Origin of the sequence: Mesorhizobium sp. B2-5-3, from assembly GCF_006441005.1 — a bacterium.
GTDB lineage: Bacteria > Pseudomonadota > Alphaproteobacteria > Rhizobiales > Rhizobiaceae > Mesorhizobium.
The window spans coordinates 25,626-37,959 of the sequence record NZ_VFUS01000004.1; the positions used below are offsets into that span (position 1 = coordinate 25,626).

General features: G+C 63.2%; 13 protein-coding genes. 8 read left to right on the top strand and 5 right to left on the bottom strand.

Features of this window, described 5'->3' with window-relative positions:
* Window positions 1-7: 7 nt before the first annotated feature.
* Window positions 8-211: a hypothetical protein gene (locus FJ867_RS10420; RefSeq protein ID WP_140516680.1), complete on the bottom strand. Its 204-nt coding sequence runs from the start codon at window positions 209-211 to the stop codon at window positions 8-10.
* Between FJ867_RS10420 and FJ867_RS10425 the strand changes: the two genes are divergently transcribed.
* Both FJ867_RS10425 and FJ867_RS10430 read left to right on the top strand, forming a co-directional pair.
* Window positions 210-1,748, top strand: a complete 1,539-nt coding sequence (locus FJ867_RS10425; RefSeq protein ID WP_140817333.1) for a trimethylamine methyltransferase family protein — start codon at window positions 210-212, stop codon at window positions 1,746-1,748. The genes FJ867_RS10420 and FJ867_RS10425 overlap by 2 nt on opposite strands.
* 66 nt (window positions 1,749-1,814) lie before the next feature.
* Complete coding sequence (locus FJ867_RS10430; protein ID WP_140495099.1) at window positions 1,815-4,241, top strand: FAD-dependent oxidoreductase; 2,427 nt, start codon at window positions 1,815-1,817, stop codon at window positions 4,239-4,241.
* A gap of 21 nt (window positions 4,242-4,262) precedes the next feature.
* On the opposite strand, the gene FJ867_RS10435 is transcribed toward FJ867_RS10430, so the two are convergent.
* Window positions 4,263-4,655, bottom strand: a complete 393-nt coding sequence (locus FJ867_RS10435; RefSeq protein WP_140495101.1) for a DoxX family protein — start codon at window positions 4,653-4,655, stop codon at window positions 4,263-4,265.
* Between the two features lie 200 nt (window positions 4,656-4,855).
* On the opposite strand from FJ867_RS10435, the gene FJ867_RS10440 reads away from it, so the two are divergent.
* Window positions 4,856-5,344 carry a hypothetical protein gene (locus FJ867_RS10440; protein ID WP_140495103.1) on the top strand — a complete coding sequence of 163 codons (489 nt, stop codon included), beginning with the start codon at window positions 4,856-4,858 and terminating at the stop codon, window positions 5,342-5,344.
* A gap of 72 nt (window positions 5,345-5,416) precedes the next feature.
* Here FJ867_RS10440 and FJ867_RS10445 read toward each other — a convergent pair whose 3' ends face one another.
* On the bottom strand, window positions 5,417-6,193 hold the full coding sequence (locus FJ867_RS10445) for a VOC family protein (RefSeq protein ID WP_140495105.1): 777 nt from the start codon (window positions 6,191-6,193) through the stop codon (window positions 5,417-5,419).
* A gap of 300 nt (window positions 6,194-6,493) precedes the next feature.
* Between FJ867_RS10445 and FJ867_RS10450 the strand changes: the two genes are divergently transcribed.
* The 5 genes from FJ867_RS10450 (at window position 6,494) to FJ867_RS10470 (ending at window position 10,719) form a co-directional block, all read left to right on the top strand.
* Window positions 6,494-7,858, top strand: coding sequence for an NAD(P)-dependent oxidoreductase (locus tag FJ867_RS10450; protein WP_140495107.1), 1,365 nt, complete (start codon window positions 6,494-6,496; stop codon window positions 7,856-7,858).
* Window positions 7,859-7,860: 2 nt separating this feature from the next.
* On the top strand, window positions 7,861-9,174 hold the full coding sequence (gene preA, locus FJ867_RS10455; RefSeq protein ID WP_140521241.1) for an NAD-dependent dihydropyrimidine dehydrogenase subunit PreA: 1,314 nt from the start codon (window positions 7,861-7,863) through the stop codon (window positions 9,172-9,174).
* Window positions 9,175-9,283: 109 nt separating this feature from the next.
* Window positions 9,284-9,802, top strand: a complete 519-nt coding sequence (locus FJ867_RS10460) for an Rrf2 family transcriptional regulator (RefSeq protein ID WP_140495111.1) — start codon at window positions 9,284-9,286, stop codon at window positions 9,800-9,802.
* Window positions 9,803-9,813: 11 nt separating this feature from the next.
* Window positions 9,814-10,272, top strand: coding sequence for a carboxymuconolactone decarboxylase family protein (locus tag FJ867_RS10465; protein WP_140495113.1), 459 nt, complete (start codon window positions 9,814-9,816; stop codon window positions 10,270-10,272).
* Window positions 10,273-10,341: 69 nt separating this feature from the next.
* On the top strand, window positions 10,342-10,719 hold the full coding sequence (locus FJ867_RS10470; RefSeq protein ID WP_140516666.1) for a DoxX family protein: 378 nt from the start codon (window positions 10,342-10,344) through the stop codon (window positions 10,717-10,719).
* A 9-nt stretch (window positions 10,720-10,728) separates the two neighbouring features.
* On the opposite strand, the gene FJ867_RS10475 is transcribed toward FJ867_RS10470, so the two are convergent.
* Window positions 10,729-11,451, bottom strand: a complete 723-nt coding sequence (locus tag FJ867_RS10475; protein ID WP_140817335.1) for an SDR family oxidoreductase — start codon at window positions 11,449-11,451, stop codon at window positions 10,729-10,731.
* Window positions 11,448-12,290 (bottom strand): SDR family NAD(P)-dependent oxidoreductase, encoded by an 843-nt coding sequence (locus tag FJ867_RS10480; protein WP_140817337.1) that lies wholly within the window; start codon window positions 12,288-12,290, stop codon window positions 11,448-11,450. The genes FJ867_RS10475 and FJ867_RS10480 overlap by 4 nt, the downstream gene beginning before the upstream one ends.
* Window positions 12,291-12,334 lie beyond the last annotated feature (44 nt).

Sequence of the window (12,334 nt, forward strand, 5' to 3'; positions counted from 1 at the left end):
AATAGGCTCAAATCATAAAGGGAATCTTGCTGCCCTCGTTAACGGGCCGCCGATGCGGGCGCTTCAGAAAAATGCCATATTGATCACCCGACATATCTTGTCGCTTTTCATAAATCGATGTTTCGAAAATGCCGCCTCGGTTAAAATCGCGCCCGCAAACGGCGTATTTCTGACAGCTGGCGCGGTTTGCCGAGGCTTTGATGCCTGGCATGAACGAACCAAGACGCAAGCGCGGCGCCGAGCGCACCAGCAACCGGGGACCAGGGCCTATCCCGCAGCTGCCGGCGAGGCGGGTGACCAATCCTTATCCGCCGATGGCCTTGCTGTCGCCCGACCAGATCGAGGCGATCCACCAGGCGTCGATCCACATATTGGAGAATTTCGGCATCGAGGTGATGAGCCCGCGGGCGCTCTCGCTGTTCGAGCAGGCCGGTGCCAGCGTGGACCACGCGTCCGCGAACGTGCGCATTGACCGCGGCATGGTCGACGAGGCGCTGAAGACGACGCGGTCCAATTATTCCCTTACACCGCGCAATCCGGCCAACGCCGTTCATCTCGGCGGCAACACAATCAATTTCACGCTCGTTGCGGGGCCGCCCAACGTGCACGACATGGCGCGGGGCCGCCGCCCCGGCAATTTGCGCGACTATGCGGACCTGACCCGGCTGGCACAGCATTTCAACTGCGTGCACATGCTCGGCAACCAGGTCTGCGCGCCGGTCGAATTGCCGGCCAATTCGCGCCATCTCGACACCTATTTCACCAATCTGACGCTGACCGACAAAAGCTTCCATGTCTCGGCGATCGGCCGGGGCAGGGCGCTGGACGGGATCGAGATGATGGCGATCGCGCGCGGGCTGACGCTGGACCAGTTGCGCGACGATCCCGGCATCGCCACCATCATCTCGGTCAACTCGCCGCGCCGTTTCGACGAGATGATGGCCGAGGGGCTGATGACGATGGCCGAATTCGGCCAGTCTGTGGCAGTGACGCCGTTCACGCTGATGGGCGCGATGAGCCCGGTGACGCTGGCGGGTGCGCTCGCGCAGCAGAATGCGGAAGCACTGTTCGGCGTAGTCCTGACGCAACTTGTGCGTCCGGGCGCGCCGGTCATGTATGGCGCCTTTACCTCCAATGTCGACATGAAGTCGGGCGCGCCGGCCTTCGGCACGCCTGAAAACACCAAGGCCAACATCGCGTCGGGGCAATTGGCACGGCGTTACGGGCTGCCCTACCGGACAACACCGGGCTCGGCCTCCAACGCCGCCGATGCGCAAGGCGCTTACGAGACGTTGATGGCGCTGTGGGGCGCTGTGCTCGGCCACGGCAACCTCGTCTATCACGCCGCCGGCTGGCAGGAGGGCGGGCTGACGGCGTCGTTCGAGAAATTCATCATCGACGTCGAAATGATCCAGCACATGATGGAGTTTTTGCGCCCGATCGTGGTCGACGAGGCCGAGCTTGCCGTCGAGGCGCTGGGCGCGGTGCCGACCGGCGGCCATTTCTTCGGCGAGCCGCACACGCTGGAACGTTATGCGACGGCCTTCTATCAGCCGATGCTTTCGAACTGGCAGAATTTTGAAGCCTGGCAGGAAGCCGGCGGCCTCGACGCAACCGCGCGCGCCACGCGGTTGTGGAAGAAGGCGCTCGAAGACTATATCGAGCCGCCGATGGACGTCACCGTGCGCGAAGCGCTGGAGGCCTACGTGACCAAGCGCAAGGAAGAGATTGGGGCGGGCGAGCCGTGATGCGCCACGAACGTCCCGTTTTGAATCATCTAGCCCATCCAACTCACTGATATCAGAGAAGAACCCATGAAATCGCATGCAAAGGTCGTGGTCATTGGCGGCGGGGTTGTCGGGTGTTCCGTGCTGTTCCATCTCGCCCGCCATGGCTGGACCGACGTCGTGCTTCTGGAGCGAGACGAGCTGACTTCAGGCTCGACGTGGCACGCAGCCGGCGGCATGCACACGATCAATGGCGATCCCAACGTCGCCAAGCTGCAGAAATACACGATCAACCTCTACAAGGAGATCGAGGAGCTTTCCGGCCAGGCGACCGGCGTGCATCTGACCGGCGGCGTGCTGCTGGCGGCGACCGAGGCACGGCTCGACTGGCTGCGTGGCGTCGTCGCCAAGGGTCGCTATCTCGGCATCGATCTCGAAGAAATCTCGCCGAAAGAAGCGGCCGAACTGATGCCTCTGCTCGACCCCAAGCAGTTCGTCGGCGCTGTCCGCAACAAGGAGGACGGCCATCTCGATCCCTCCGGCGTCACCCATGCCTATGCCAAGGCTGCGCGTAAGCTGGGCGCCGAGGTCGAGCGCTTCACCAAGGTCGAGGACATCGTGCGGCGTCCCGACGGGCTGTGGCGCGTCATCACCAACAAGGGCGAGGTCGTGGCCGAGCATGTCGTCAACGCCGGTGGCCTTTGGGCGCGCGAGGTCGGCCGCATGGTCGGGCTCGAACTGCCGGTGCTGGCCATGGAGCACATGTATCTGATCACCGAGGACATGCCGGAGGTCGCCGCCTGGAACGCCAAGACCGGCACCGAGATCATCCACGCCGTCGATTTCGACGGCGAGCTCTATTTGCGCCAGGAGCGCGGCGGCATGCTGATGGGCACCTATGAGAAGGCCAACAAGGCATGGTCCGAGCACCAGACGCCGTGGAATTTCGGCCATGAATTGCTGGAGCCGGACATCGACCGCATCGCGCCGTCGCTGGAAGTCGGCTTCCGGCATTTCCCGGCCTTTCAGAACACCGGCATCAAGCAGATCATCAACGGACCCTTCACCTTCGCGCCTGACGGCAACCCGCTGGTCGGGCCGGTGCGCGGTTTGCCGGGCTTCTGGGTGGCCTGCGGCGTCATGGCCGGTTTCAGCCAGGGCGGCGGCGTTGGGCTCGCGCTGTCCAACTGGATGATCGAGGGCGATCCCGGCGCCGACATCTGGGCCATGGACGTGTCGCGCTATGGCGACTGGGCGACGATGGCCTACACCAACGCTAAGGTGCGCGAGAACTATTCCAGGCGCTTTTCGATACGCTTCCCCAATGAGGAATTGCCCGCCGGACGGCCGCTGAAGACCACGCCGGTCTATGACCTGCTGTCGGCCAAGGGCGCGCAATGGGGCGTGTCCTATGGGCTGGAAGTGCCGCTCTGGTACGCGCCCGAAGGCGTCAAGGACGAGTTCTCGTGGCGTCGCTCGAGCGATTTCGCGCATGTCGGCAGGGAGGTTGCAAACGTTCGCGGGGGCGTCGGCATCGCCGAGATTTCGAATTTCGCCAAATACGGCGTGACAGGCGAGGGGGCTGCTGCATGGCTCGACCGGCTGCTCGCCTGCAAGCTGCCGAGGCCAGGCCGCATGACGCTGGCGCCTATGCTGAAGGAGGACGGCAAGCTCATCGGCGATTTCACGCTGGCCAATCTCGGCGGCGAGGAGTGGTTCATCGCCGGTTCCGGCATTGCCGAGCAGTACCATATGCGCTGGTTCGAAAAGCATCTGCCCGCGGATGGTTCTGTCCGCATCGAGGCTTCGGGCGCGAAACTCACCGGCCTTGCCGTCGCCGGGCCGAAGGCGCGGGACGTGCTGGCCAAGGTTACGCGGACGGACGTCTCGAACGCCGCCTTTCCCTTCATCGCCATCGGCAAGATGGATATCGGCATGGCGCCGTGCCTGGTAGGCCGCGTCAGCTACACCGGTGATCTCGGCTATGAAATCTGGGTGGCGCCGGAATATCAGCGCGCGGCGTTCCAGGCGCTGATGGCGGCGGGCGAGGAGTTCGGCATTGGCCTGTTCGGCTCCCGTGCGCTGAACGCACTGCGGCTGGAAAAGAACTATGGCTCGTGGGCGCGCGAATACCGGCCGATCTACGGACCGCTGGAGGCAGGGCTCGATCGCTTTGTCGCCTATGGCAAGGAAGCCGATTTCATAGGCAAGACCGCGGCGTTGGCTGAGCGCAAGCAGGGCGGCAGGCTCAGGCTGCGCGCCTTCATCGTCGAGGCTGCCGACGCCGATGTCATCGGCGACGAGCCGATCTGGTTCGGCGGCACGGTGCGTGGCTGGGTGACGTCAGGCGGCTATGCGCATCATTCAAGGAAATCGGTGGCCATGGGCTACGTGCCGAAGGAGATCGCCGAGGAGAGCGAAGGCTTCGAGATCGAAATCCTCGGCAAGCGCCATGCCGCACGCATGCAGCCGGTGCCGCTGTTCGACGCCAATTTGGAGCGGATGCGGGCGTGAAAAATCCGCATCCGGCTCGCATCAGGCAGCGCGGCGATTGTCGAGCGCAAAGGCGCCAGGGCCGGCGAAGAACAGATAGAGGAAGATGAAGCAGAACGAGATCGCCAAATCGCCGCCATTGTTGACCGGGAAGAAGCCGCGCGGCATGTGCGCCATGAAATAGGCGATCGCCATCTCGCCCGCCAGAAGGAAGGCGACTGGGCGGGTAAACAGCCCCAGCGCGAGCAGGATGCCGCCGGCGAACTCGAGAATGCCGGCTGTCAGCGTCAACCCGCTGAGGGCGTGGGGTTCGGCGCTTGCCGGGAAATTGAACAGCTTCTGGCTGCCATGCTCGATGAATTGCAGCGCGGTTATGATGCGCAGAACGCCGAGCGCCTGTGGCTGGTATCGGGCCAAGCCTTCAAAAAGCGCCATCTGAAACTCCGTTTTCACCCCCCAGGTCCGGCCTAGATTATCGCCCCGAGATGGACCATTCACTTCCCGCTACCGGACATCAACAATCGGTGATGCGAGATGTTCCGCAACGCGTCGATATTTTCTCCCTAAGGTTGCATTATTATCCCTCTGGTTGTATCGATCTGTAGATAGTTGAAATCGTTTGGGGGTCTCTCGCTATGAAAAAAGTCGTCATCAGCTTTTTCGCAATCCTTGCCGGTACCAGCTTCGCGATGGCCGAGGATGCCGGCTGCGAGGCTTTCAAATGGCCGGTAACGCGCGAGCAGGCGCTGTTCGCCGCGCCTCCTTCTGCTGCGTCGGGGACGACGCTGGCGGTCGGCGCTGCCGCCGATCTGGTTCTGGTGCCGGCCGAGACAGCGGAATTCGCCCTCCCGCCGGAACGTGCCCCGGCGCCTGGCACGTTCGGCGCTGTCGCCAGCATGGTTGTGCCGCCGGAAGGGGGCATCCAGATAAGCCTGTCGGGCGAAGCCTGGATCGATGTCATTCAAGACGGCCATACCGTGAAATTGGCCGGCTACAGCGGGGTCAAGACCTGTCCGGACATTCGCAAAAGCGTTCGGTTCAAGCTTGCGCCCGGCCCGGCCACCGTCCAGTTCAGCGGTGCAAAAAAGGCAGGCCTGAAAGTCGCGGTGCTGACGCCGGAATAGCTCGGCGCCAAGCGAGGACACGGCCCTCAATCTTACGATCAAAGGCCGTCCTCCTGTGCGACGTTGAGCCCCTTACCGTCCGGGCGCCATCAAGGCGAAATGGGCGCCTTGCGGATCCTGGCACTGCACGATCCAGCTGCCGCCGGGGACCTCCATCGGGCCCATTAGGATCTTGCCGCCATTGTCGGTCACCTGTTTTGCCGCCGCGTCGATGGCGGTTACGTTGAAATAGAACTGCCAGACCGGCACCGGGATCTGTTCGGGTTTGTTCATGATGCCGCCACCGGATTCGGGGCCGGCCGCGAAGGTTTGATAGGTTCCCATCGGCCCCATGTCGAAATCGCCGGCATTGGTCCATCCGAACTGGCTGGAATAGAAGTCGAACGCGGCCTTCCAGTCGGTTGTGTAAAGCTCGTGCCAGCCGATATGGCCCGGCGTGCTGGCCGGCACGACCGGCTGGTCAGGCCCGTTCGGCTGCAGGAACATGAAGGTCGCGCCTTGCGGATCGGCGACGACGGCGAAGCGGCCGACGCCCGGAATGTCGTCGGGCTGGCGATGAACGGCGCCGCCGGCCTTCTGCAGCGACGCCGCGGCAGCATCGACATCCCTGGTGTGGATGTAGCCAAGCCAGGCGGGAGGCATGCCCATCTTGGCGGCATCCTCAGGCATCGTCATCAGCCCGCCGACGCCACGCTCGCCGACATTCATGACGATGTAGCGCGGCATGCCGGGAGCCTTGTCGAAGGCTTGCGCGGTCCAGCCGACCACCTTGGTATAGAACGCCTCGGCGGCGTCGAGGTCTGATGTCATCAATTCGTACCAGAAGAAGGGCATTGGGGATTTCGGCATCGTCGGTCTCCTCACCTTTTGCGTCGATCGTCCTTCGATCCATCATAGGACGATCTTCGAGACGGAAATCCGACAGCGGAGGAAAAATTGCGGCTCGACAGGCATGCCATGATTACGGCCTGCCGCTTAGCGGACCGTCCTTCCTCGAAGGTTCGACATTCGCGCATTACGATATTAAACGTGAACTAAATTATCATGTTTTATTCGAGCCTTTTCAGAGGCTTATGTAGAAAATTGACCAATTGATAAAAAAATAAAACGTGCTAGCCTTCCCTAAAACGAAAACAAGGGGAACTGACGATGGCAGAAGGCCAGTTCAGGGAAGGCATTGCAGGCGGCCGGCTGCCTGCCGATCAGTATGCGGACAATTTTTCCGACCTGCATCCGCCGCTCGACCACCACGAGGCGCTGGTCGAAGCCGACCGCTGCTATTTCTGCTACGACGCGCCGTGCATGAACGCATGCCCGACCTCGATCGACATTCCACTGTTCATCCGCCAGATCTCCACGGGCAATCCGATCGGCTCGGCCAAGACCATTTTCGACCAGAACATTCTGGGCGGCATGTGCGCCCGCGTGTGCCCGACCGAAACGCTGTGCGAGGAGGTCTGCGTGCGCGAAGTGGCGGAAGGCAAGCCGGTGCAGATCGGTCGGCTGCAGCGCTATGCCACCGATATCGCGATGAGCGAGAACAGGCAATTTTATCCACGTGCCGCACCGACAGGCAAGGCGGTCGCCGTGGTGGGCGCCGGGCCGGCCGGCCTTGCCGCCGCACATCGGCTCGCCCGCCATGGCCACGACGTCACAATCCTGGAAGCGCGCGCGAAGGCGGGCGGGCTCAACGAATACGGCATCGCCGCTTATAAGAGCGTCGACAATTTCGCCCAAGCCGAGGTCGAGTACGTCACCTCGATTGGCGGGATTGATATCCAGAACGGTAAGGCGCTCGGCCGCGACTATCAGCTCTCCGACCTGATCCGCAATTATGACGCGGTGTTTCTGGGCATGGGGCTCGGCGGCGTCAATGCGCTGCGCGCCGATGGCGAGGCCGCCGTGGGCGTCACCAACGCCGTCGAGTTCATCTCCGAGCTGCGCCAAGCCAGCGATCTCTCCGGCCTGCCGGTCGGCCGCCGCGTCGTCGTCATCGGCGGCGGCATGACGGCGATCGATGCCGCGGTGCAGTCGAAGCTGCTTGGCGCCGAGGAGGTGACGATCTGCTACCGGCGCGGCCAGGAACATATGAATGCTTCCGAATTCGAGCAGGACCTGGCGGCCGCCAACGGCGTCGTCATCCGACACTGGCTACAGCCGAAGCGGGTGATTGCCGAAGGCGGCAAGGTCAATGCCATCGAGCTTGAATACACCGCCATGAACGGCGACAGTCTTGCCGGCACCGGCGAGACGCTGACCCTCGTTGCCGACCAGGTGTTCAAGGCGATCGGACAGAGTTTCGTCCCCGCTGCGCTCAACGGCAGCGGTGCTGCGATCGAGCTCGAGGCCGGGCGCATCAAGGTCGATGCGGAAGGGCGCACCTCGCTGGCCAAGGTCTGGGCCGGCGGCGACTGCATATTCGGTGGCGACGACCTGACCGTCTCGGCCGTGGCGCAAGGGCGTGATGCGGCGGAATCCATTCACCGGGCACTGACCTCGAACGGGAGGGCATGAGCATGGCAGATATCAGGAATAATTTCGTCGGCATCAAATCGCCCAATCCGTTCTGGCTGGCCTCGGCGCCGCCGACCGACAAGGCCTACAATGTCGTGCGCGCCTTCAAGGCCGGTTGGGGCGGTGTCGTCTGGAAGACGCTGGGCGAAGAGGGCCCGCCGGTGGTCAACGTCAATGGCCCACGCTACGGCGCGATCTGGGGCGCCGACCGCCGTCTGCTCGGCCTCAACAACATCGAGCTGATCACCGACCGCGACTTGCAGACCAATCTGCGTGAGATGAAGCAGGTCAAGATGGAGTGGCCCGACCGGGCGCTGATCGCCTCGATCATGGTGCCTTGCGTCGAGGAAAGCTGGAAGGCGATCCTGCCGCTTGTCGAGGAAACCGGCGCCGACGGCATCGAGCTCAATTTCGGCTGCCCGCACGGCATGTCGGAGCGCGGCATGGGCGCCGCCGTCGGCCAGGTGCCGGAATATATCGAAATGGTTGTGCGCTGGTGCAAGCAGTACACGCGCATGCCCGTCATCACCAAGCTGACGCCCAACGTCACCGATATCCGCAAGCCGGCGCGAGCAGCACATGCCGGCGGCACCGACGCGGTGTCGCTGATCAACACCATCAACTCGATCACCGGCGTCGATCTCGACAGCTTCGCGCCGATGCCGACCATCGACGGCAAGGGCTCGCATGGCGGTTATTGCGGCCCTGCGGTGAAGCCGATCGCCATGAACATGGTGGCCGAGATCGCGCGCGACCCCGAAACGCAGGGGCTGCCGATCTCCGGCATTGGCGGTATCACCACCTGGCGCGACGCTGCCGAGTTCATGGCGCTCGGCGCCGGAAACGTGCAGGTGTGCACGGCCGCGATGACCTACGGTTTCAAGATCGTGCAGGAGATGATCGCCGGTCTCGAAAACTGGATGGACGAGAAGGGCCATCGCTCGCTCGACGACATCATCAGCCGTGCCACGCCCAATGTCACGGACTGGCAGTATCTCAACCTCAACTATGTCGCCAAGGCGCATATCGACCAGGATGCCTGCATCAAATGCGGCCGCTGCCACATCGCCTGCGAGGACACCTCGCATCAGGCGATCACCAGCATGGTCGACGGCGTCAGGCATTTCGAGGTGATCGAGGCCGAATGCGTCGGCTGCAATCTTTGCGTCAATGTCTGCCCGGTTGACAACTGCATCACCATGGAGCCGCTGGCCGCCGGGGTGATGGACCAGCGCACCGGCATGCCTGTGTCGCCGGTCTACGCCAACTGGACCACGCACCCGAACAACCCAATGGCCAAGGTGGCGGCGGAGTAGGGCGGAACAATCAAGGAAAAAGCGGCGTCCTCGGGCGCCGTTTTCATTTTGCTATTGCAGATACAAAATATCCAGGATATAAGTTATCCATGTATTGGAGATTGGTATCATGAAACTCGGCGATGGCGTCGAAGCGGCCATCCACTGCGCGGCGACGCTGGCTGGCGTCGATGGCGACAGCACCATGCCAGGTGCGGCCCTGGCGGAGGCGTTTGGCCTGTCGCCGAGCTATCTCCTGAAACATCTCAACATGCTCACCGCTGCGCGCATCCTGGAATCCGTTCCTGGGCCGGCGGGCGGCTACCGGTTGGCGAAACCGGCCGAACGCATCACGCTGCTGGACATCGTGCTGGCGGTCGAAGGGCGCGAGCCGGCTTTCCGATGCGGCGAAATCCGCCAGCGCGGCCCGACGAAACTCGATGCATCGGCCTATGTCAGGCCGTGCGGCATCAATGCTGCGATGCTGAAGGCGGAGCGCGCCTATCGCGCGGCGCTGGCCGAGGTCAGGCTGTCCGACATCGTGTCGGACTTCATGAAAGGCGCCGATCCGCGGTCGGTCGCGGCAAGCTGCGCTTTCACCGAGCGCCACCAGCGGCAGCAGAAATCCAGTTCAACCAAGCAAGCATGAAAGGAAAGATGATGAGACAGAGGCTCCAGTTCTTCGCCAAGGCGCCCGAGATCATGAAAGCGGTGTCGGCGCTCAATAAGGCGGTCGACGAATGCGGGCTCGAGGAAAGCCTGCTGCACCTGATCAAGCTCAGGGCCTCACAGATCAATGGCTGCTCCTTCTGTGTCGAGATGCACAGCCGTGAGGCGAGGCGCGACGGCGAGACCGAACAGCGGCTTTATCTGGTTTCGGCCTGGAAGGAATCGCCGCTGTTTTCGGAGCGCGAGCGCGCCGCTTTGGCCTGGACCGAGGCCGTGACGCTGATCGCCAACAATGGTGTTTCGGACGAACTCTATGCCCGCACGCTGGAACATTTCTCGGAAGAGGAGTTGGTCAAGCTCTCCGTGGCGCTGGGCATGATCAATACCTGGAACCGGCTTTGCATTCCGTTCCACGCCATTCATCCGATGCCTGCCGCCAAGGCCGCCTGATTGTTCGATCACGATCGGAGCGCCGCCAAGGGAGGCGGCGCTCCCATTATTTCAAAGGGAGAGCGTTTGATGCTTGCCGATTTACCCGCCGCCTTGTTGGTTCTCGGCCGGCTGTTGCTTGGCGGCGGGTTTGTCTTCGCCGGCTTGCGCAACATCCAGAACGCGGGCTTCTTGACGGGGCTGATGGTCGCGCGCGGTGTGCCGCAGGCGCGGCTGGCACTTTGGGCCGGCATCGTGTTGCAGATCGTCGCCGGCGTGCTGGTGGTGACGGGCTTCTGGACCGCCACTGCCTGTGCGGTGCTGGTGCTGTTCCTGATCGTCGCCACGCCGATGTTCCACAATTTCTGGGATCATCAGGGACAGGAGCGTGCGTCGCGTATCAATGGTTTTGTTGGCAATGTCGCGCTGAGCGGCGGCTTCCTGACACTGATCGCCCAGTCGCTTTGACAGTTGCAGCTAGGCCGCGAACCGCAAACCACCATCGCAGGTTAATACCTGGCCGGTCATGAAGCCGTTGGAGACGAGGAAGGCTATCGCCGAGGCGACGTCCTCGGCGCGGCCGATGCGGCCGACCGGTGTCTTGCCGGCATAGTCGGCAAAGATCGCCTGCCGCTGCTCGTCCGGCAGAAAGTCCCACCAGGGCGTGTCGATGACGCCGGGCGCCACGACGTTGACGCGCAGTGGCTTCAGCTCGACGGCCAGGATCGGTGCCACCGTCAGGAGCATGCCATTGACGGCGCCGATGCCGGCGACGCCCGGCGTGGCGAGCTGGGCGGATACCGCCGAGATGAAGGTGACCGATCCTGATTTGTCCAGCGTTGGCAAGGCCGCCTGCAAGCAGGATAATTGCGGCCGCACCTTTTCGTCGACGCCGCCAGCGATATCGGCAAGGTCGAGTGTTTCGAACGGGCCAAGGCCCTTGCCGCCGCTCGCCGCCAAAACGAGATGGTTGAACGGGCCGATGCGCTCGAAGAATTGGCGCACCTCGTCGGGCTTGGCGGCATCGAACGCCGCCTTGTCGACGGCGCCACCGAGACTTTTCCATGCGCTGACGAGCTTGTCCTGATTGCGCCCGGTGATGGTCACCTTCATGCCGGGGCCGAGCAGTTTGCGCGCGGTCGCCAGGCCGATCCCGGACGAGCCACCGATGACGACTGTATGTTCGATCTTGCTGGTCATGAACGCTCTTCCTTCTTCACTGTAGCCTGCCCGACTAGGTCGAGGCTCAAGTCGCGCAATTGTTGTCTTGCTCTGGCGTCGTAAGCCTGGGCGTCGGCGCGGGATTCGCGCAGGCCGTCGAAATAGAGGCCGCTGCGCGCTTCGAGCGCGGGGGAGGTGGCGAGATTGACAATGGCCTCGGCGCCGGTCTCCACCGAGCTCCATGGCGTGACGCCTGCCTGGCGGACCATCGTGGTGTTCATGTAGCTCGCCGGGTGCAGGGCGTTCACAGTAACCCCGCTGCCCTTGAGCTGCTCGGCGAGATCGATGGTGAACAGGATCTGCGCCAGCTTGCTCTGGCAGTAGGCGCGCACGCTGCTGTAGCCATGGGTAAGCATGACGTCGCTAAAGTCGATGGCCTGCTGGCCCGCCGAGGCGACGTTGACGATACGCGCCGGCGCGCTGGCCTTCAGCAGGGGCAGCAATTCCTCCGTAAGCAGGAAGCCGGCGAGATAGTTGACGGCGAAGCGCAGTTCATAGCCGTCGGCGCTGACCTGCCTTTTGGCGTTTTGGCCAGCCGTGCCGACGCCGGCATTGTTGATGAGGATGTCGAGCCGAGCAGTTTTTTCACGCACGGCCTCGGCGAGCCGGCGCACCTCGGCCAGCGAGGCGAGGTCGGCTGCGAAGAACTCGGCCTTGCCGCCGGCCGCCTCGATGTCCGCGACCGTGGCCTTGCCGCGCGCCGCGTCGCGTCCGTGCACCAGCACCCGGGCGCCACCTGCGCCCAGCCGTTGCGCGACGACCCGGCCGACACCGTCGGTCGAGCCGGTGATCAGGATTGTCTTGTCTTTCAGGTCCATGTTTGAGCCTCCATTCGTTGCTCTCGACAGAAGATGGGGCAGCG